We start from the raw sequence: 19,978 nt of genomic DNA on the forward strand, positions 1-19,978 counted from the left end.
CCGTACTAAAGTACTGTCTGCGCCTAGCTTTCTAGTTTGCTCTTTGATTTTTATTGAGTATACCACTATTTTATGCCCCCTGGCAAGGGACTTTGTTTATGTGGAGGGATTTGGCTCCTATGTGGTGCTTGCTTTTCTGTCCTTTCTGAAATATGGTATAATAGCACTAATCAATTTCTAGGAAAATAGATACAGAAAGGGGCTGGAAGATGTCTCATATTATTGAATTGCCAGAGGTGCTGGCAAACCAGATCGCGGCAGGAGAGGTCATTGAACGTCCTGCCAGTGTGGTCAAAGAGTTGGTAGAAAATGCCATTGATGCTGGCTCTAGTCAGATTATCATTGAGATTGAGGAAGCTGGTCTCAAGAAGATTCAAATCACAGATAATGGTCATGGAATTGCCCACGATGAGGTGGAATTGGCCCTGCGTCGCCATGCGACTAGTAAGATAAAAAATCAAGCAGACCTCTTTCGAATTCGGACGCTTGGTTTTCGTGGTGAAGCCCTGCCCTCTATCGCGTCTGTCAGTGTACTGACTCTGTTGACGGCGGTGGATGGTGCGAGTCATGGGACTAAGCTCGTCGCACGTGGGGGAGAAGTAGAAGAAGTCATCCCAGCGACTAGTCCTATGGGGACCAAGGTTTGTGTGGAGGACCTCTTTTTCAACACGCCTGCCCGCCTCAAGTATATGAAGAGCCAGCAGGCGGAGTTGTCTCATATTATTGATATTGTCAATCGTCTGGGCTTGGCCCATCCTGAAATTTCGTTTAGTTTAATCAGTGATGGCAAGGAAATGACGCGGACAGCAGGGACTGGACAACTGCGTCAAGCTATTGCAGGGATTTACGGTTTGGCGAGTGCCAAGAAGATGATTGAAATTGAGAATTCTGACCTAGATTTCGAAATTTCTGGTTTTGTGTCCTTACCTGAGTTAACTCGAGCCAACCGCAATTATATCAGCCTCTTCATCAATGGCCGTTATATAAAGAATTTCCTGCTCAATCGTGCAATTCTAGACGGCTATGGTAGTAAGCTTATGGTAGGCCGTTTTCCACTGGCTGTCATTCACATTCATATCGACCCTTATCTAGCGGATGTCAATGTGCACCCAACCAAGCAAGAAGTGCGGATTTCCAAGGAAAAGGAACTGATGACCCTGGTCTCAGAAGCTATTGCAAATAGTCTCAAGGAACAAACCTTGATTCCAGATGCCTTGGAAAATCTTGCCAAATCGACTGTGCGCAATCGTGAGAAGGTGGAGCAAACTATTCTCCCACTCAAAGAAAATACACTTTACTATGAGAATACTGAGCCGACAAGACCTAGTCAAGCTGAAGTAGCTGATTATCAGGTAGAATTAACTGAGGAAGGGCAGGATTTGACCCTGTTTGCCAAGGAAACCTTGGACCGATTGACCAAGCCAGCAAAACTGCATTTTGCAGAGAGAAAGCCTGCTAACTACGACCAGCTAGATCACCCAGAGCTTGACTTAGCAAGTCTTGATAAGGCTTATGACAAGCTGGAGCGAGAAGAATCATCCAGCTTCCCAGAGTTGGAATTTTTCGGGCAAATGCATGGAACCTATCTCTTTGCCCAAGGGCGAGATGGGCTTTACATCATAGACCAGCATGCGGCTCAGGAACGGGTCAAGTACGAGGAGTACCGTGAAAGCATTGGTGCTGTTGACCAAAGTCAACAGCAACTCCTAGTGCCCTATATCTTTGAATTTCCAGCGGATGATGCCCTCCGTCTCAAGGAAAGAATGCCTCTTTTAGAGGAAGTTGGAGTCTTCCTAGCAGAGTACGGGGAAAATCAATTTATCCTGCGTGAACATCCTATTTGGATGGCAGAAGAAGAGATTGAATCAGGCATCTATGAGATGTGCGACATGCTCCTTTTGACCAAGGAAGTTTCTATCAAGAAATATCGAGCAGAGTTGGCTATTATGATGTCCTGCAAGCGATCTATCAAGGCCAATCATCGTATTGACGACCATTCGGCTAGACAGCTCCTCTATCAACTTTCTCAATGTGATAATCCCTACAACTGTCCCCACGGACGTCCTGTTTTGGTGCATTTTACAAAGTCGGATATGGAAAAGATGTTCCGACGTATTCAGGAAAATCACACCAGTCTCCGTGAGTTGGGGAAATATTAAACTAAAAGGAAAACTATGTACGAATATTTAAAAGGAATCATTACCAAAATCACTGCTAAATACATTGTTCTTGAAGTCAACGGTATTGGTTATATCCTGCATGTGGCCAATCCCTATGCCTACTCAGAACAGGTTAATCAAGAAGCTCAAATTTATGTGCATCAGGTCGTACGTGAGGATGCCCATCTGCTTTATGGATTTCGCTCAGAAGATGAGAAAAAGCTCTTTCTTAGTCTGATTTCGGTGTCTGGGATTGGTCCTGTATCAGCTCTTGCTATTATCGCTGCTGATGACAATGCTGGCTTGGTTCAAGCCATTGAAACCAAGAACATCACCTACTTGACTAAGTTCCCTAAAATTGGTAAGAAAACAGCCCAGCAGATGGTGCTGGACTTGGAAGGTAAGGTAGTAGTTGTAGGAGATGATCTTCCTGCCAAGGTGGCAGTGCAAGCTAGCGCTGAAAACCAAGAACTGGAAGAAGCCATGGAAGCCATGTTGGCTCTGGGCTACAAGGCGACCGAGCTCAAGAAAATCAAAAAATTCTTTGAAGGAACGACAGATACAGCTGAGAACTATATCAAGTCGGCCCTTAAAATGTTGGTCAAATAGGAGAAGAGCATGACAAAACGTTGTTCGTGGGTCAAGATGACCAATCCGCTCTACATTGCCTATCATGATGAGGAATGGGGTCAGCCCCTCCATGATGACCAAGTATTGTTTGAGTTATTGTGCATGGAAACCTATCAGGCAGGCTTGTCTTGGGAAACGGTGCTCAACAAACGTCAAGCTTTCCGAGAAGCCTTTCATGGTTATCAAATTCAAGCGGTTGCAGAGATGAATGACACCGAACTGGAAGACTTGCTGGAGAATCCAGCCATCATCCGAAATAGAGCCAAGATTTTTGCTACACGCGCTAACGCCCAATCCTTTCTACGACTACAGGCAGAGTACGGCTCTTTTGATGCCTATCTTTGGTCTTTTGTTGAGGGGAAAACGATCGTTAACGATGTTCCCGATTACCGCCAAGCCCCAGCTAAAACAGCTTTGTCTGAAAAATTAGCCAAAGATCTCAAAAAACAAGGCTTCAAGTTCACAGGCCCAGTCGCTGTCTTGTCTTTTTTACAAGCAGCAGGACTGGTTGATGACCACGAGAACGATTGTGAGTGGAAAAGCGGTAATTAGTGAGTATAGGTAATTAGAATATCTAAGAATATATAAAAAGCTGAGAAACTTTTCCCAGCTTTTTATATATACTATTAGATTTGTTAGAGTGAAGTCAAAAAAGTGATTCCACCTAAAATAACACCGGCTGAATTTGGAATGATTAGTATCCAATCCTTCTTAGGTTCTTTTGTCCATCCATAAATAACCCAGATTAAGCAAGATATAGCAGCTGATAAAGGTTGAAATGGTTGAGCTTTATTTCCCTGTAAATTAGCGATAATTTGAGGTATGTAGGCAATAAATACTATAATTCCAATAAAGGCACCAATAGAACCTACGATTCGATTAATTTTTTGTTTTGTCATATACACCTCCTTCAAAAGGATATCATAGAAATTAGCGAAATGCAATAAATTCAGATACAAATTGTAACGAAAACCAATACAAAAGCACAAAAATAGAGAAACTATTTATTTTTTGTTATAGTCAAAGCGAATGACTTGCTCTTTTGCATCTACGTGGGCGTGGACTCCGAAGGGAATAATGGCTCTTGGAGTTGCGTGGCCGACATTGAGATTATAGACAATCGGGATATTGCTGCCAATGATATCCAATAGTGCCTCTTTATAGTCGTCATAGAAAGTTTCATCCATAGGTTTTCCGACCAGGAGTCCACTGATGCCCTCGAATATGCCAGTGTCTTTTAAAGTTCGCAACATCTTTTTGAAGTCTTCTGGCTCAGGCTTTTCTTCGCTTGTTTCTAGCAAGAGGATTTTTCCTTCCCAGTCTGACAAGTCAGGGAAAAGTTTGTATTTTTGACAGAGCTCCGTGCTATCTGCGTATCGAGAGTTGTCAAAGATATCGTAGAGGGATTCGAGGCAACCACCGAGGATTTTTCCCTCGAACTGGGCATTTCCTTGCAACAACTCAAAACCGGTATTTGTATGACTGACACGAGGTGTCCCCAGAGCCTTGGGACTGAAGTCAGTCCTTTCATCATACCAAACGTCACTAGAGCGGATTTCTGAGATTCTTCCCGTCTCAATCAATTCTTTAAAGTAGTGAAGGCTATAGGTTAGCATTTCTTTTTCTAATTCACAAATGTCTGCTAAGAAGGATTGACCATAAAAAGTCTTGATTCCTAGTTTATGCAACATGAGATGGTTCATGGTTGTATCCGAGAAGCCAAGAAAAATCTTTTGTTTGATAACTTCATGTAGTTGATCATTTTCAAAAAGATAAGGTAGTAAGCGATAGGTATCGTCTCCACCGATAGCACAGAGGATCATGTCAATGCTATCGTCCGAAAAGGCCTGCATCAAATCCTCTGCACGCGCCTCAGGATGGTCCTTGATAAAGTCTAAGCCTTTTAGCGAATGGGGCAAAAAGATAGGATTGAGTCCCAGATCCTTGAGACGTTGGACACCCAAGTCCACTTCGTGTTTGACAAAGTCCTCTCCGATAATGCCACTAGATAAACTAACAATACCAATAGTAGAAATCATATTTTATCCTCCTAGAAATAGATTGAGCCTATTTTATCACAAAAGATTAGATAGAGCTATGTGGGATTTCAGAAGAATGCTTTTAAATCAAGAAAGTAGTAAAAAAGCAACCGCACCTGCAGTTGCTTTTATCATTCTTCTTAATAACGTGTTGGTCCTGCACTTGCGCTGCGGATATTCAAGCGTTTCTTGAGATAGAAGCGAAGGGCTAGTAGGGCTGCTCCGATAATAGCCAGTGGCACTGGAGCCAATACTGGGTTAAGGCTAGCTGGTAGGAAGCTTGTTGCAAAGAAGACAAGCAACCAAAGAAACATAGAAACTAGGATAACCAGTACAGATTTCCAAAAAGGTGGACGTTGACTGCGATCCATGTCTGGTCCATAATACTGGTAAACAAAGTAGTACATCAAGTAGAAGGCAAATCCTCCAACCAGTCCAACTAATAGGAGAGTGACAAATCCATAGCCGAAAGCTTGATCTGCCGCAAAGAAAGTTGTGAGGGCGCTGACGAGGGCAAAGAGGCTAGTGATGAAAAGAGCTGAGTCCATAATCATGAGTTTTGGATCATCATTTTCTTTTGGATGCTCTTTTTCATATTGTTCCTTGACAGTGAAACTATGAGCCCAGTGGGTCGGTGCGCCATAGAGGGAACGAGCAGTCGTACCCTTGGCTTGCTCCTCAAGGATTTGGGGAATAACTTCCTCAAAAATAGCCTTAATTTCAGCATCTGTTTTCCCATCTTTGATGAATTGTTGGGTAGCGATGTGGATAAACTCTTGGTTTTTCTTTGTTAATTTTTGTAGATCAATCTGAGACATAGGAACTCCTCTTAGAACCATTTTTTATGGATGAGATAGAGAGTGAGCGAGACACTCATAGCAAAGGCAATAAAGACGATTAACCAGAAAGCATTCGGCTCGCCGTTTAGGGGGATTTCATTATCCTTAAAGTTCATCCCGTAGGCAGAAAAGACCATGGTTGGGATGGACATGACGATGGTCACAAGGGCCAAGGTTTTCATGATGTTGTTCTGGTTGTTAGAAATGATAGAGGCGAAGGTCTCTGTCATAGAATGCAAGACGTTTCCATAAATGTCTGCCATCTCGATGGCCTGCTGGGTTTCAATCAGGGTATCTTCAAGCAGGTCTTCATCCTCAAGGTATTTCTTGATATTGCTGGTTGAGCTGGTCAATTTCTTAATCACACGCTCATTTGTTTTGAGAGAAGCCTTGAAATAGACGATAGTTTTTTCCAATTCCATGAGCTCAATCAATTCTTCATTACGAGTTGATTGATGCAGTTGACTTTCGATTTGTTCACTCTTACGGTCAATCGAACGAAGGGCTGTTAGGTAAAGCTCTGCATTGCGATAGAGAATTTGAAAGATAAAACGCGAACGCATGAAGGTGTAGAAATTACGCAATCGACGGTTGATAAAGACATCAAGGACAGGTAGTGGTTCCAAACACGTAGTGATAATGGTTTCCTCAGTAATGATAATACCAAGCGGGATGGTTACGTAGTAGGTGCGGTTATTTCTTTCTTCTGTGACCGGCACGTCAACGATAATCAGGGTGTACTCGTCTTCAATGGTAATACGAGACATTTCTTCCGCATCGAGTGGTGCACGAAGGTCGGCAATATCAATATCGAAGGCGTTGGCGATTTCGAGTGATTCATTTTGAGTCGGATTGACGAGATTGATCCAAGTACCCGGTTCAAGCGTATCAATCTCTTTAAATTCAGTTGTTGTAGAGAGAAAAACTTGTTTCATATCCCTTATCCTTTCTCATTTTTCAGATTTTTTCACACCGTACTATTATACTACAAAATCGGCCTTTTGGGTAATAGAATCTCACTTTTTTTGGTATAATGGTAAGCAATAATGGACTAGAAAGAACAAAGATGCAAGATAAAATTGTCATTCATGGGGCGCGTGCCCATAATTTAAAAAATATTGATGTGGAGATTCCGCGAGACAAGCTGGTTGTTGTGACTGGTTTGTCAGGGTCTGGGAAATCCAGCCTGGCCTTTGATACCCTCTATGCTGAGGGCCAACGTCGCTATGTAGAGAGTCTATCAGCCTATGCTCGCCAGTTTTTGGGCAACATGGAAAAACCAGATGTGGATGCCATTGATGGTCTCAGCCCAGCTATTTCCATCGACCAGAAAACGACTAGTAAAAACCCTCGTTCGACCGTTGGAACAACGACTGAAATCAATGACTATCTGCGTCTCCTCTACGCACGTGTGGGGACGCCTTACTGTATCAACGGACACGGGGCTATCAAGGCTTCTTCTGTAGAGCAAATCGTGGATAAGGTTTTGGAATTGCCAGAACGCCAACGTCTGCAAATTTTAGCTCCGGTCATTCGTAAGAAAAAAGGGCAACACAAGAGTGTCATTGAAAAGGTTCAGAAAGATGGCTATGTCCGTGTCCGTGTGGATGGGGAAATCTATGATGTGACCGAAGTGCCAGAGTTGTCCAAGAGCAAGCAACACAATATCGATGTTGTGGTTGACCGTATTGTTATCAAGGAGGGCATTCGTAGCCGTCTCTTTGACTCTATAGAGGCTGCCCTTCGTATCGCAGAAGGTTATGTCATTATCGACACTATGGACGATTCTGAGTTGCTATTTTCTGAGCACTATGCCTGTCCAGTTTGTGGTTTTACTGTTCCAGAGTTAGAGCCACGTCTCTTCTCCTTTAATGCTCCTTTTGGCTCATGCAGTGAGTGTGACGGTTTGGGCATCAAGCTGGAGGTGGATGTTGACTTGGTGGTTCCTGATACCAGCAAAACTTTGCGTGAGGGAGCCTTGGCACCTTGGAATCCTATCTCATCCAACTACTATCCAAACATGCTAGAGCAGGCCATGACAGCCTTTGGAGTAGATATTGATAAGCCTTTTGAGGACTTGTCAGAAGAAGATAAGAACTTGATTCTCTATGGATCAGATGGTAAGGAATTCCATTTCCACTATGAGAATGAATTTGGTGGTGTACGCGATATTGACATTCCGTTTGAAGGAGTTGTCAATAATATCAAACGTCGTTACCATGAAACTAATAGCGATTATACTCGCACCCAGATGCGTCTCTACATGAATGAGCTGACCTGCGGAACCTGTCACGGCTATCGTCTCAATGACCAGGCCTTGTCTGTCCGTGTGGGTGGCGAGCAAGGACCACATATCGGAGAAATCTCAGACCTGTCTATCGCAGACCACTTGGAGTTAGTGAGCCAGTTAACCTTGTCTGAAAATGAAGCCATCATTGCTCGGCCTATTCTCAAGGAAATCAAGGATCGTTTGACCTTCCTTAATAACGTGGGTCTTAATTATCTGACTCTGTCACGTTCGGCAGGAACCCTTTCAGGTGGGGAAAGTCAGCGTATTCGTTTGGCAACTCAGATTGGTTCCAACCTATCAGGAGTCCTCTATATATTGGATGAGCCGTCAATTGGCCTTCATCAGAGGGACAATGACCGCCTGATTGCCAGTCTGAAAAAGATGCGTGATTTGGGCAATACTCTCATCGTGGTGGAACACGACGAAGATACTATGCGCGAAGCTGATTATCTGATTGACGTTGGTCCCGGTGCAGGTGTTTTTGGTGGAGAGATTGTCGCTGCAGGTACGCCCAAACAGGTGGCTCGCAACAGCAAGTCTATCACAGGCCAGTACTTGTCAGGTAAACGTGCCATTCCAGTGCCAGAAGAGCGCCGTGTGGGGAATGGTCGTTTTATCGAGATTACAGGAGCGCGTGAGAACAACTTGCAAAATGTCACAGCTTGCTTCCCACTAGGAAAATTCATCGCGGTGACAGGTGTATCAGGTTCAGGTAAATCTACCCTAATCAATAGCATTCTCAAAAAAGCTATTGCTCAGAAGCTCAACCGCAATTCAGACAAACCTGGTAAGTTTAAAACGATTACAGGGATTGAGCATGTAGACCGCTTGATTGATATTGATCAGAGCCCTATCGGACGAACGCCGAGGTCTAACCCTGCTACCTATACGGGAGTTTTTGACGATATACGTGACCTCTTTGCCCAGACAAATGAGGCTAAGATTCGTGGTTACAAAAAGGGACGTTTCAGTTTCAATGTCAAGGGTGGTCGTTGTGAAGCCTGCTCAGGTGACGGGATTATCAAGATTGAGATGCACTTCTTGCCAGATGTTTACGTGGCTTGTGAAGTCTGCCACGGGACTCGCTACAATAGTGAAACCCTAGAAGTTCACTATAAGGAAAAGAATATCTCGCAGGTCTTGGACATGACTGTCAATGATGCGGTGGAATTTTTCCAACACATTCCGAAAATTCAACGCAAACTTCAGACCATCAAGGATGTAGGGCTAGGCTATGTGACATTGGGGCAACCTGCTACCACCCTTTCTGGGGGAGAAGCCCAGCGTATGAAACTGGCTAGTGAACTTCACAAACGATCGACAGGAAAATCTTTCTACATTCTGGATGAGCCGACGACAGGTCTTCATACAGAGGATATCGCTCGCTTGCTCAAGGTTTTGGCTCGCTTTGTAGACGATGGCAATACAGTCCTCGTCATTGAGCACAATCTAGACGTTATCAAGACAGCAGATCATATCATCGACTTGGGACCTGAGGGCGGTGTCGGTGGTGGAACCATCATCGCAACAGGAACTCCAGAAGAAGTAGCTGCTAACCAAGCCAGCTACACAGGACATTATTTGAAAGGAAAATTACATCATGAATAAACGCGTACAAGCATTTCTAGATAAAATGCAAGAAAAAGAACTAGATGGTATCATCATCAACAATCTTAAAAACGTCTACTACTTGACTGGTTTTTGGGGCTCAAACGGAACAGTCTTTATCAGCCGTGACCGTCAGGTCTTGGTGACAGACTCTCGCTATATCATTGCAGCCAAGCAAGAAACCAGTGGTTTTGAAATCGTAGCAGATCGCGATGAATTGGCTGTTATTGCAGGTATTGTCAAGGATATGGGCTTGTCTCGTATCGGTTTTGAGGATGAGATTTCGGTGTCTTATTATCACCGTATGCAGGCAACCTTTGAAGGAATTGACTTGCTTCCACAGACTCAGTTTGTTGAAGGTCTTCGAATGATTAAGGATGAAGCGGAGATTGCAGCTATTCGCAAGGCTTGTTCTATCTCAGACCAAGCTTTCCGTGATGCGCTTGACTTTATCAAACCAGGAAAAACTGAAATTGAAATTGCCAACTTCCTTGACTTCCGCATGCGTGAGTTGGGAGCATCTGGCTTATCTTTTGACACCATTCTAGCTAGCGGTATCAACTCTTCCAAACCCCATGCCCATCCAATGCACAAACCAGTGGAGCTAGGAGAAGCCATTACCATGGACTTTGGATGCCTCTACGACCACTATGTCAGTGATATGACACGGACTATCTATCTAGGGCATGTCAGCGACGAGCAAGCAGAGATTTACAATACAGTTCTAAAAGCTAACCAAGCCTTGATTGATCAGGCTAAGGCAGGATTAGGTTTCCGTGACTTTGACAAAATCCCTCGTGATATTATCATCGAGGCAGGCTATGGAGACTACTTTACCCACGGTATCGGACACGGTATTGGACTGGATATCCATGAAGAGCCTTACTTTAGCCAAACTTCTACAGAAACGATTAAGGCAGGTATGGCCTTGACCGATGAACCAGGTATCTATATCGAAGGCAAATATGGTGTTCGTATTGAGGATGATATCCTGATTACAGAGACCGGTTGTGAATTATTGACCCTAGCTCCAAAAGAGTTGATAGTTATCTAAGAGTTAAACAACTCAAATGATTGACTTTTAAATTTTAAAGGTTTATACTGAAAAACGAAAACGGTAGGTGAGGCTACCATAGGGATACGGATGACTACCGCAAAGCAGTGGAGACACTACTCGTTGGTCAACAGTCCTGGTCGCGAAGGCCAAGACTAAGCTCATTACATTGCCCTATGGAGTTAAAGCTTGAACGAAAAAACAGATAATTAGTTTTTTAATCCTGCCATTTTTTGATGGTAGGATTTTCTACTGTTTAAAAACAAAGAAAGGAAATAGACGATGCAAATTGACGATCATCCGGAACCGCACATACACAGCCAATCGCTGATTTGTGTCGTTCTGCCCTTATAAAGTGATTGGTCTCTGTGTATGAAACACATCATTCATACAGATAGGAGAAACCAATGAAAACTACAAAAGAAAGATTAGCAACAGCTATTCATACATCTTTAAACGAAACTCTATCTTTTTATAAGACAAGTCTAACAGGCTTGACTGGGGAGCAGGTGGAGAAAAATCGTGACCTATATGGCGAAAATACCATCACAAAGGGTCAAGAAGACAGTATCCTCAAAAAGATTTACGAATCCATTATCAATCCTTTTACAATCATCTTGCTGGTCATCGCCGTGATTTCCTTAGTGACCAATGTCTGGTTGGCAAAACCAGGTCAAGAGGATCCGACGACTTCCATTATCATCGTTGTTCTAGTCCTCATTTCTGGAGGTATTCGATTTATCCAAGAACTCCGCAGTGATAAGGCAGCTACCAATCTTTCAAAAATGATTGTCAACACAGCGACTGTCATTCGTCAAGGAGAAATCCAAGAAGTACCTATCGATGATTTGGTAGTGGGTGACGTGGTTAAATTAAGCGCTGGAGACATGATTCCAGCAGATCTTCTTTTATTTGAGTCGCGCGATTTCTTTGTACAACAGTCGGGCTTGACAGGTGAAAGTGAATCGGTTGAAAAATTGGCCTTGACCAAGGCAACAGTTCAACAATCTGATAGTCTGCTAGAAGCAGAAGCGCTCGCCTTTATGGGAACCAATGTCTTGTCTGGTAGTGCCAAGGCCGTGGTTTTAGCGGTTGGTGATGCTACCATGATGGGGGTTATTGAGCAGACTTTGAACACCTATGATGAGCCTACTTCGTTTGAACGGGAGATGAATAGTATTTCGTGGCTCTTGATTCGTTTGATGTTGGTCATGGTGCCCATCGTTTTCTTGTCCAATGGTTTAACAGATGGAGATTGGTTAGAAGCTGGCGTATTTGCTTTGAGTGTTGGTGTTGGATTGACACCTGAGATGCTTCCTATGATTATCACGGCCAGTCTAGCAAAAGGCTCCATCATTATGGCCAAGGAAAAAGTGGTTATCAAGAAACTCAATGCCATACAGGACTTAGGGGCGATTGATATCTTGTGTACGGATAAAACCGGAACCCTCACTCAAGACGAAATTGTTCTTGAATATCCTTTGGATATACATGGACGCTTGGATTTGACCGTCTTGAGACGAGCTTATCTCAATTCTTATTTTCAAACGGGCTTGAAAAATTTGATGGACAGAGCCATCATCAAACGGACTGAAAAGGAAGCAAAAGAACACACCCTCTTGCAAAATCTGGCTCAAACTTTTCAAAAAATAGATGAGCTTCCCTTTGATTTTGAACGTAGACGGATGAGTGTTATCGTTAAGGATGAACACGAAGTTGTTAGTTTGGTAACCAAGGGTGCCCTAGAGGAAATGTTGACGATTTCCAGTTATGCGGAATATCAAGGAGTGATTACTCCCTTGACAGATGTTATTAGAGAAGAAATTTTAGCAGAAGTCAGACAACTAAATCAACAAGGTTTGCGTGTCTTGGGAGTGGCCTATAAGTCAGGTTTGAGGGAAGGTCATGCCTATACAGTTGATGATGAAGGGGATATGATTCTAACTGGTTATTTAGCCTTCCTAGATCCTCCTAAACCATCTGCAGCACCAGCAATTAAGGCTCTGTTAGAACATGGGGTTCAAACAAAGATTTTGACGGGAGACAACGAAAAAGTTACCCAAGCAGTCTGTGAAAAGGTTGGTTTGGATATCAATCAGATGCTGTTAGGATCTGAAATTGATCAGATGAGTGATCAAGAATTGGCTCAAGCCGTGGAGGAGGTAACCGTCTTTGCCAAACTTTCTCCTGACCAAAAAGCAAGGATTATTTTGCAATTTAAGGCTAATGGTCATGCTGTTGGCTATATGGGAGATGGGATCAATGATGCTCCTTCTATGAAAGTTGCAGATGTGGGGATTTCTGTTGATACAGCAGTAGATATTGCCAAAGAAACGGCTGATGTTATCCTACTTGATAAGGATCTCATGGTGCTTGAAAAAGGACTTGTTGAAGGGCGTAAGGTCTATGCCAATATGACTAAATATATCAAAATGACAGTGAGTTCTAATTTTGGAAATATCTTATCCCTATTGGTCTCTGGAATCTTTTTACCATTTTTACCAATGGCACCAGTCCATTTGATTATCCTAAATCTAGTCTATGATTTGTCTTGTATTGCCTTGCCTTTTGACAAGGTGGATAAAGATTTTTTGAGAAATCCGCATACCTGGGAAGCTAAGTCCATCACACGTTTCATGATTTGGATGGGACCTATCTCTTCTGCCTTTGATATTTTGACCTTTATTTTGCTTTATTTTATCATTGTACCCATGACAACAGGTCAAGCTTATGTTCATGGGGCAGAGTCTGCCGTAGGATTTATTGTCTTGTTTCAGACAGGTTGGTTTATCGAGTCCATGTGGTCACAGACCATGGTTATCCATATGCTGCGTTCAGCCAAAATTCCCTTTTTACAAAGTCGTCCAGCTTGGCTAGTCCTTGTGACAACCTTATTGGCTGCAGCCTTTGTGACCTTCCTTCCCTACAGTCCACTCGCAATCCTACTTCATCTAACTCCATTAAAACCGATTTATTTCATCTTTTTGCTTTTCATCATTATTTTGTATATGATTAGCGTGACAATTGTGAAAAAAATCTATATCAAGAAATATAAAGAATGGCTGTAAATTTCATTTTGTCAAGAAAAAAGTACGAAAATGACGAAAAAAGTTAAAAAAATTTAAAAATAGGTCGCAAGTCGGATGTTTTTTATGGTATAATAGACTAAACTGATAGTAACATGTAGCGAAAGGGGTAGGTACATGATTAAAATTTATACAGTCTCAAGTTGTACTAGCTGTAAAAAAGCAAAAACCTGGCTCAATGCCCACCAGTTAAGTTATAAAGAACAAAATCTTGGTAAAGAAGGAATTACGAGAGAAGAATTACTGGATATTCTAACCAAAACAGATAACGGAATAGCCAGCATCGTTTCATCTAAAAATCGCTATGCCAAAGCCCTTGGAGTGGATATCGAAGATTTGAGTGTCAACGAAGTCCTCAATCTGATTATGGAAACACCGAGAATTTTAAAGAGCCCAATCCTTGTAGATGAAAAACGCCTGCAAGTTGGCTATAAGGAAGACGATATTCGTGCCTTCCTACCACGCTCTGTCCGTAATGTAGAAAATGCAGAAGCACGTTTGCGTGCAGCTCTATAAACATCAAGGCTGGGAGCAACTCCCAGTCTTATTCTATTTTAATTTCAAAAAGAAAGAAGAAAGAGATGAAAAAAATAGTTCTTGTTAGTCTAGCTTTCCTTTTTGTCCTAGTTGGTTGCGGACAGAAAAAAGAAACTGGACCAGCTACAAAAACAGAAAAGGATACGCTTCAGTCGGCATTGCCAGTTATTGAAAATGCCGAGAAGAATACAGTTGTGACCAAGACTTTGGTCTTGCCCAAGTCAGATGATGGCAGCCAGCAAACCCAAACCATTACATACAAGGACAAGACTTTTTTGAGCTTAACGATTCAACAAAAACGTCCAGTTTCTGATGAGTTGAAGACTTATATCGACCAACATGGAGTGGAAGAAACTCAAAAAGCTCTTCTGGAGGCAGAGGAGAAGGATGAGGCTATCATAGAAGCTCGTAAATTAGCAGGATTTAAGCTTGAAACTAAACTATTGAGTGCAACCGAACTTCAAACAACGACTAGTTTTGATTTTCAAGTTTTGGATGTCAAGAAGGCTTCTCAGTTAGAATATTTGAAGAACATTGGTTTAGAAAATCTCTTGAAGAATGAACCAAGCAAATATATTTCAGACAGATTGGCAAATGGCGCGACAGAACAATAGAAAATCCAAATAAATAGACTACCTGAATTGTAGAACGTAAGGAATTATGCTATAATGGTACTATTCTAAGGAAAGAGGGTGTTAGAATGGGATTTACTGAAGAAACAGTACGTTTTAAATTGGACGATTCCAATAAAAAAGAAATTAGCGAAACTTTGACTGATGTCTATGCTTCTTTGAACGATAAGGGCTACAACCCAATTAACCAAATCGTAGGTTACGTATTGAGTGGAGACCCTGCCTACGTTCCTCGTTATAATAATGCACGAAATCAAATCCGTAAGTATGAGCGTGATGAAATCGTTGAAGAATTGGTCCGCTACTACCTCAAAGGACAAGGAGTCGATCTATAACCTATGAGAATTATGGGATTGGACGTCGGTTCAAAAACGGTAGGGGTGGCCATTAGCGATCCGCTTGGTTTTACAGCTCAAGGACTTGAAATCATCCAAATCAATGAGGAGCAAGGCCAATTTGGTTTTGACCGCGTTAAGGAGTTGGTTGATACTTACAAGGTGGAACGATTTGTAGTGGGCTTGCCTAAAAACATGAACAATACAAGCGGACCGCGCGTGGAAGCTAGTCAAGCCTACGGAGCAAAGCTAGAAGAGCTTTTTGGTTTACCAGTAGACTATCAAGATGAACGCTTGACAACAGTTGCCGCAGAGCGCATGTTGATTGAACAAGCAGATATTAGTCGCAATAAGCGCAAGAAAGTTATTGATAAGTTAGCAGCTCAGCTGATTTTACAAAATTATTTAGATAGAAAATTTTAATACAAAGGAGAGGCTATGTCACACGATCATAACCACGACCACGAAGAACGTGAATTAATTACACTAGTAGATGAGCAAGGAAATGAAACCTTGTTTGAAATCCTTTTGACCATTGACGGAAAAGAAGAATTTGGTAAAAACTATGTTCTTCTAGTACCAGTTAACGCAGAAGAAGACGAAGACGGACAAGTTGAAATCCAAGCTTACTCATTCATCGAAAACGAAGATGGAACAGAAGGTGAATTGCAACCAATCCCAGAAGACTCAGAAGACGAATGGAACATGATTGAAGAAGTCTTCAACAGCTTTATGGAGGAGTAAACACGTCCAGTGGACGTGTTTAGCCCTGCGCTAGAAATTAGAAACGCAGGCACATCCGGTGGACGTTTTTAGCCTGACGCTAAAAAATAAAAACCGTCAGTAAGTTCGGGGGATGTTTTTACTCCACGTTAGCATTTATAGTAGCTAGTTATTAGCTAACCAGGTAAGAGGTTGGGACGAAAATCCTGGCCTCGTTTTTTGTTAGTCATCATGCTTTGATGCGGTAATTGATTGGACTTTTGTCAAGGAGATGTGTATGTTTGAAGTAGAAGAATGGCTCCATAGTCGGATTGGTTTGAATTTTCGATCAGGCTTGGATCGAATGCAGCAAGCGGTGGATTTGTTAGGAAATCCCGAGAAGTCTTACCCTATTATCCACGTCACTGGGACTAATGGGAAAGGATCTACCATTGCTTTTATGAGGGAGTTATTTATGGGGCATGGCAAAAAAGTTGCGACTTTCACCTCCCCTCATATCGTCTCTATCAATGATCGAATCTGCATTAACGGGCAACCAATAGCTGATGCAGACTTCATCCGTTTGGCTAATAAGGTCAAGGAGATGGAGAAAACGCTCCTGCAAACCCATGACCAGTTGTCTTTTTTTGAATTGCTGACCTTGATTGCTTTTCTTTATTTTAGAGAGCAAGCGGTGGATTTGCTTTTACTAGAAGTGGGAATTGGTGGTTTACTAGACACGACCAATGTGGTAACTGGAGAGATTGCTGTCATCACTTCCATCGGACTTGATCATCAGGAGACTCTGGGTGACAGTATAGCAGCAATTGCAGAGCAGAAAGCTGGTATTTTTAAGGCTGGTAAAAAGGCAGTGATTGCTAAGTTGCCTTCAGAAGCTAGGCTTGTTTGTCAGAAAAAAGCAGAATCTTTAGCTGTTGACCTTTATCAGGCAGGTCAGGATTTTTCAATGCTGAATGGGGATTTTTCAAGCTCTTTGGCTAACCTTTCACAGTTGAAAATAGGCTTGGAAGGAGCTTATCAGCAGGAAAATGCGGCCTTGGCGCTACAAACGTTTCTTCTCTTTATGAGAGAAGGAAAGGAAGCTGTTGATGAACAGGTTGTAAGACAGGCTTTGGAGAAGACCCATTGGGCTGGGCGTTTGGAGCGTATTCGTCCTCAGATTTACTTGGACGGTGCTCATAACCTTCCTGCCTTGGCTCGCTTGGTTGAGTTTATTAAAGAAAAAGAGCAGGAAGGTTATCGTCCTCAAATCCTATTTGGAGCCTTGAAACGGAAGGATTATCAAGGGATGTTGGCTTATCTGACTGAAAAATTGTCTCAGGTGGAACTCAAGGTGACCGGCTTTGACTATCAAGGTTCTTTGGATGAAACAGATGTAACAGGTTACGATATAGTTCCTTCTTACCGAGAATTTATTAGCAATTTTGAAGCAAGAGCAGGTGCCCAGGATTTGTTGTTCGTTACAGGGTCTCTCTATTTTATCTCAGAAGTACGGGGCTACTTGCTGACCCATGAGCAGATGAATTGACCTCCTTTTTTGAACTTGTTATACTAGGGAAACTACTAGTTAGAGGGAAAAAATTCTGTAAATTGGTAGCAGAAAGGAAATTTATCATGAAATTAAAAAGATTCACACTTTCTCTTGCTTCTCTAGCAAGTCTTAGTCTTTTAGTAGCTTGTTCACAAAGAGCACAACAAGTTCAACAACCAGCAACTCACTCGCAAACACAACAAACTCAGCAATCACAATCTGCTGCTTCATCTTCTACAGAAAATAGCAGCCAGGCAGCAACAAGTTCTTCACAAAATGCTCCTGAGGCTCAACCAACTGATATTGATGGAACCTATACCGGTCAGGACGAGGGAGACCGTATCACTTTAGTGGTAACTGGTACAACGGGCACCTGGACACAGGTAGAAACTGACGGAGATCAAGAAATCAAGCAGGTTAGCTTCGATGCCGCTAATCAACGTATGATTATTGGGGATGATGTCAAGATTTATGCAATCAATGGAAATCAGATGATTATCGACGATATGGATAGAGAAGCGTCTGATCGCATTGTTTTATCAAAATAGACTAGAAGGAGACTGGTTTTGTCAGTCTCTTTTGTTTTTACGCAGAAAAATGATTATAAATACTTGCCTTCTACCGAATACCTGAGTTATACTAGTATCAATTACCTGTTTTTAGCATTCATACTCTTCGAAAATCTCTTCAAACCACGTCAGCTTCCATCTGCAACCTCAAAACAGTGTTTTGAGCAACCTGCGGCTAGCTTCCTAGTTTGCTCTTTGCTTTTCATTGAGTATCAAAATATCAAGGAGGGGATGTATGAAATATAGAAAATTTCAATTATTGATGTCCAAGTATGGCTTTAGTCTTTCGATTATGTTGCTTGAACTGTGTCTTGTTTTTGGTCTCTTTCTTTATTTAGGGCGGATGGCTCCTATTCGATGGGGTATTCTCTTAATCTTTATGAGTATGGCGACTATCGTAGCGATTGTCAATCGTTCCATGGCGCCTGAAAGCAAGGTAATGTGGTTAGTGGTGACCTTTGTTCCTGTTATTGGCCCCCTGCTCTATCTGATGTTTGGTGAAAGGCGATTGTCCAAAAAAGAAATCAAGCAGTTGGACAAACTTGGCTCCATGCATTTTCGGGAGGATAACAGTAAAGCTCTCCGCCAGAAATTGAAGGAAGATGATAAGGCGGCTTACGGAGTTATCAAATCTTTGCTAAGTATGGATAGCAATGCCGATGTCTATGATCGAACAGATTCACAATTCTTTTCTTCGGGTGAAAGCATGTGGCAACATATGTTGGAAGACCTCAAGAAAGCTGAGAAATTTATCTTTCTAGAGTACTATATTGTCGAAGAAGGTCTGATGTGGAATAGCATACTAGATATACTAGAGCAAAAGGCAGCTCAGGGTGTAGAGGTCAAGATGCTCTATGATGATATCGGTTGTATGGCGACTTTACCTGGAGACTATACTGTTCAGCTTCGTAGTCGAGGAATTGAAGCTCATAAGTTTAACAAGGTGATTCCTCGTTTGACGGTAGCTTATAATAATCGAGACCATCGTAAAATCCTTGTTATAGATGGTCAGGTAGCTTATACAGGAGGCATTAACTTAGCCGATGAGTATATCAACCATGTAGAACGCTTTGGCTATTGGAAGGATAGTGGGATTCGCATAGATGGCCCTGGTGTCAAGGCTCTAACCCGTCTCTTTTTGATGACTTGGTACATCAATCGTGGGGAAATCAGTGATTTTGACCAGTATCACTTGGAAAACCAGCCTCGTTCTAGCCAAGGGCTCTGTATTCCCTATGGTAGTGGTCCCAAGCCCATCTTCAGTACTCAGGTAGGGAAAAAAGTCTATCAAAGTTTGATTAATCAGGCTACTGACTCAGTCTATATCACAACACCCTATTTGATTATTGACTATGATTTAACTGAGAGTATTAAAAACGCGGCCATGAGGGGTGTTGATGTTCGCATCGTGACTCCTTTCATTCCAGATAAAAAATTAATCCAACTCATTACAAGAGGGGCCTATCCGGATTTGTTGTCAGCAGGAGTAAGGGTTTTTGAGTATAGTCTAGGCTTCATCCACAGTAAACAAATCTTAGTGGATAAGGACTTTGCTGCAGTTGGAACGATTAATTTAGATTATAGAAGTTTGCTTCATCACTATGAAGATGCAGTTTTGCTATATAAAACGGCATCAATCACAGAGATTCAAAAAGACTTTCAGGAGATTTTTTCGGTATCGCAAGAAATTTTCCCTCATACGATAAAAAATAGCTGGTATCAGAAATTAATTAAGGAAATTGCCCAGTTATTCGCCCCTATCTTATAAGAAATCTAGGACTTAGGATACAACCCAGTCCTATTTTTCTTGCCTTTTACGAATAAGAAGATATAGGAGGAATGATGCTGACTCAGAAAGAATTGGATTATATCATGTCATTTAAACAGACGAATTTACATCGATTTCGGGAAATTGAAACCTTTGTGAAACTATGCAAAAAATCACT

At 42.1% G+C, this 19,978-nt stretch carries 18 protein-coding genes and 1 riboswitch; of the genes, 14 read left to right on the forward strand and 4 right to left on the reverse strand.

Annotated elements, in window-relative coordinates:
• Window positions 1–209 precede the first annotated feature (209 nt).
• From mutL to QM408_RS00815, 3 genes are read left to right on the forward strand one after another with little or no spacing between them, the layout of a single operon-like run.
• Window positions 210–2,159, forward strand: coding sequence for a DNA mismatch repair endonuclease MutL (mutL, locus tag QM408_RS00805; RefSeq protein ID WP_265485309.1), 1,950 nt, complete (start codon window positions 210–212; stop codon window positions 2,157–2,159).
• A 15-nt stretch (window positions 2,160–2,174) separates the two neighbouring features.
• A complete protein-coding gene (gene ruvA / locus QM408_RS00810) occupies window positions 2,175–2,768 on the forward strand; it encodes a Holliday junction branch migration protein RuvA (protein WP_265485308.1) in 594 nt (197 codons plus the stop codon).
• A gap of 9 nt (window positions 2,769–2,777) precedes the next feature.
• Window positions 2,778–3,341 (forward strand): DNA-3-methyladenine glycosylase I, encoded by a 564-nt coding sequence (locus QM408_RS00815; RefSeq protein ID WP_265485307.1) that lies wholly within the window; start codon window positions 2,778–2,780, stop codon window positions 3,339–3,341.
• Between the two features lie 83 nt (window positions 3,342–3,424).
• On the opposite strand, the gene QM408_RS00820 is transcribed toward QM408_RS00815, so the two are convergent.
• From QM408_RS00820 to QM408_RS00835, 4 genes are all read right to left on the reverse strand, one after another.
• Complete coding sequence (locus QM408_RS00820) at window positions 3,425–3,688, reverse strand: SemiSWEET family transporter (protein ID WP_000166114.1); 264 nt, start codon at window positions 3,686–3,688, stop codon at window positions 3,425–3,427.
• A gap of 105 nt (window positions 3,689–3,793) precedes the next feature.
• Window positions 3,794–4,828, reverse strand: a complete 1,035-nt coding sequence (locus QM408_RS00825; RefSeq protein WP_414304373.1) for a S66 family peptidase — start codon at window positions 4,826–4,828, stop codon at window positions 3,794–3,796.
• A 140-nt stretch (window positions 4,829–4,968) separates the two neighbouring features.
• On the reverse strand, window positions 4,969–5,646 hold the full coding sequence (locus QM408_RS00830) for a DUF1129 domain-containing protein (protein WP_049515517.1): 678 nt from the start codon (window positions 5,644–5,646) through the stop codon (window positions 4,969–4,971).
• Between the two features lie 11 nt (window positions 5,647–5,657).
• Window positions 5,658–6,602: a magnesium transporter CorA family protein gene (locus QM408_RS00835; protein WP_000815623.1), complete on the reverse strand. Its 945-nt coding sequence runs from the start codon at window positions 6,600–6,602 to the stop codon at window positions 5,658–5,660.
• A gap of 131 nt (window positions 6,603–6,733) precedes the next feature.
• Between QM408_RS00835 and uvrA the strand changes: the two genes are divergently transcribed.
• The 11 genes from uvrA to cls all read left to right on the forward strand — a co-directional run bounded on the left by uvrA (window position 6,734) and on the right by cls (window position 19,800).
• Entirely contained in the window at window positions 6,734–9,565 is a 2,832-nt protein-coding gene (uvrA, locus tag QM408_RS00840) for an excinuclease ABC subunit UvrA (RefSeq protein ID WP_414304374.1), read from the forward strand.
• On the forward strand, window positions 9,558–10,619 hold the full coding sequence (locus tag QM408_RS00845; protein ID WP_141230336.1) for a M24 family metallopeptidase: 1,062 nt from the start codon (window positions 9,558–9,560) through the stop codon (window positions 10,617–10,619). The genes uvrA and QM408_RS00845 overlap by 8 nt, the downstream gene beginning before the upstream one ends.
• Window positions 10,620–10,676: 57 nt before the next feature.
• A riboswitch (M-box (ykoK) riboswitch) is annotated at window positions 10,677–10,828 on the forward strand.
• Window positions 10,829–11,026: 198 nt separating this feature from the next.
• A complete protein-coding gene (gene mgtA, locus QM408_RS00850; protein WP_414373250.1) occupies window positions 11,027–13,687 on the forward strand; it encodes a magnesium-translocating P-type ATPase in 2,661 nt (886 codons plus the stop codon).
• 135 nt (window positions 13,688–13,822) lie between these two features.
• Window positions 13,823–14,221: a transcriptional regulator Spx gene (gene spx, locus QM408_RS00855; RefSeq protein ID WP_000591165.1), complete on the forward strand. Its 399-nt coding sequence runs from the start codon at window positions 13,823–13,825 to the stop codon at window positions 14,219–14,221.
• Window positions 14,222–14,286: 65 nt separating this feature from the next.
• Window positions 14,287–14,856 carry an SP0191 family lipoprotein gene (locus QM408_RS00860; protein WP_000725139.1) on the forward strand — a complete coding sequence of 190 codons (570 nt, stop codon included), beginning with the start codon at window positions 14,287–14,289 and terminating at the stop codon, window positions 14,854–14,856.
• Window positions 14,857–14,942: 86 nt separating this feature from the next.
• The gene (locus tag QM408_RS00865) at window positions 14,943–15,209 is read left to right on the forward strand and encodes an IreB family regulatory phosphoprotein (protein WP_000507059.1); all 267 of its coding nucleotides are present in this window, start codon (window positions 14,943–14,945) and stop codon (window positions 15,207–15,209) included.
• A 3-nt stretch (window positions 15,210–15,212) separates the two neighbouring features.
• Window positions 15,213–15,632 (forward strand): Holliday junction resolvase RuvX, encoded by a 420-nt coding sequence (gene ruvX, locus QM408_RS00870; protein WP_004239076.1) that lies wholly within the window; start codon window positions 15,213–15,215, stop codon window positions 15,630–15,632.
• A 15-nt stretch (window positions 15,633–15,647) separates the two neighbouring features.
• Window positions 15,648–15,953 carry a DUF1292 domain-containing protein gene (locus tag QM408_RS00875; RefSeq protein ID WP_000017620.1) on the forward strand — a complete coding sequence of 102 codons (306 nt, stop codon included), beginning with the start codon at window positions 15,648–15,650 and terminating at the stop codon, window positions 15,951–15,953.
• A 256-nt stretch (window positions 15,954–16,209) separates the two neighbouring features.
• Window positions 16,210–17,460 (forward strand): folylpolyglutamate synthase/dihydrofolate synthase family protein, encoded by a 1,251-nt coding sequence (locus QM408_RS00880; protein ID WP_020901844.1) that lies wholly within the window; start codon window positions 16,210–16,212, stop codon window positions 17,458–17,460.
• An 86-nt stretch (window positions 17,461–17,546) separates the two neighbouring features.
• A complete protein-coding gene (locus tag QM408_RS00885; RefSeq protein WP_033682416.1) occupies window positions 17,547–18,011 on the forward strand; it encodes an SP_0198 family lipoprotein in 465 nt (154 codons plus the stop codon).
• 256 nt (window positions 18,012–18,267) lie between these two features.
• On the forward strand, window positions 18,268–19,800 hold the full coding sequence (gene cls / locus QM408_RS00890) for a cardiolipin synthase (RefSeq protein ID WP_020901847.1): 1,533 nt from the start codon (window positions 18,268–18,270) through the stop codon (window positions 19,798–19,800).
• The last annotated feature ends 178 nt before the right edge of the window (window positions 19,801–19,978 follow it).

The organism is Streptococcus mitis, from assembly GCF_047464965.1.
Taxonomy (GTDB): domain Bacteria; phylum Bacillota; class Bacilli; order Lactobacillales; family Streptococcaceae; genus Streptococcus; species Streptococcus mitis_DU.

What these genes read in the sequence shown, in the direction of transcription:
- spx (WP_000591165.1), top strand. Translation starts at nt 13,823, where the DNA reads ATGATTAAAATTTATACAGTCTCAAGTTGTACTAGCTGTAAAAAAGCA.
- QM408_RS00825 (WP_414304373.1), bottom strand. Translation starts at nt 4,828, where the DNA reads ATGATTTCTACTATTGGTATTGTTAGTTTATCTAGTGGCATTATCGGA.
- QM408_RS00835 (WP_000815623.1), bottom strand. Translation starts at nt 6,602, where the DNA reads ATGAAACAAGTTTTTCTCTCTACAACAACTGAATTTAAAGAGATTGAT.
- QM408_RS00815 (WP_265485307.1), top strand. Translation starts at nt 2,778, where the DNA reads ATGACAAAACGTTGTTCGTGGGTCAAGATGACCAATCCGCTCTACATT.
- cls (WP_020901847.1), top strand. Translation starts at nt 18,268, where the DNA reads ATGAAATATAGAAAATTTCAATTATTGATGTCCAAGTATGGCTTTAGT.
- QM408_RS00865 (WP_000507059.1), top strand. Translation starts at nt 14,943, where the DNA reads ATGGGATTTACTGAAGAAACAGTACGTTTTAAATTGGACGATTCCAAT.
- QM408_RS00845 (WP_141230336.1), top strand. Translation starts at nt 9,558, where the DNA reads ATGAATAAACGCGTACAAGCATTTCTAGATAAAATGCAAGAAAAAGAA.
- ruvX (WP_004239076.1), top strand. Translation starts at nt 15,213, where the DNA reads ATGAGAATTATGGGATTGGACGTCGGTTCAAAAACGGTAGGGGTGGCC.
- QM408_RS00820 (WP_000166114.1), bottom strand. Translation starts at nt 3,688, where the DNA reads ATGACAAAACAAAAAATTAATCGAATCGTAGGTTCTATTGGTGCCTTT.
- QM408_RS00880 (WP_020901844.1), top strand. Translation starts at nt 16,210, where the DNA reads ATGTTTGAAGTAGAAGAATGGCTCCATAGTCGGATTGGTTTGAATTTT.
- QM408_RS00885 (WP_033682416.1), top strand. Translation starts at nt 17,547, where the DNA reads ATGAAATTAAAAAGATTCACACTTTCTCTTGCTTCTCTAGCAAGTCTT.
- mgtA (WP_414373250.1), top strand. Translation starts at nt 11,027, where the DNA reads ATGAAAACTACAAAAGAAAGATTAGCAACAGCTATTCATACATCTTTA.
- ruvA (WP_265485308.1), top strand. Translation starts at nt 2,175, where the DNA reads ATGTACGAATATTTAAAAGGAATCATTACCAAAATCACTGCTAAATAC.
- QM408_RS00830 (WP_049515517.1), bottom strand. Translation starts at nt 5,646, where the DNA reads ATGTCTCAGATTGATCTACAAAAATTAACAAAGAAAAACCAAGAGTTT.
- uvrA (WP_414304374.1), top strand. Translation starts at nt 6,734, where the DNA reads ATGCAAGATAAAATTGTCATTCATGGGGCGCGTGCCCATAATTTAAAA.
- QM408_RS00860 (WP_000725139.1), top strand. Translation starts at nt 14,287, where the DNA reads ATGAAAAAAATAGTTCTTGTTAGTCTAGCTTTCCTTTTTGTCCTAGTT.
- mutL (WP_265485309.1), top strand. Translation starts at nt 210, where the DNA reads ATGTCTCATATTATTGAATTGCCAGAGGTGCTGGCAAACCAGATCGCG.
- QM408_RS00875 (WP_000017620.1), top strand. Translation starts at nt 15,648, where the DNA reads ATGTCACACGATCATAACCACGACCACGAAGAACGTGAATTAATTACA.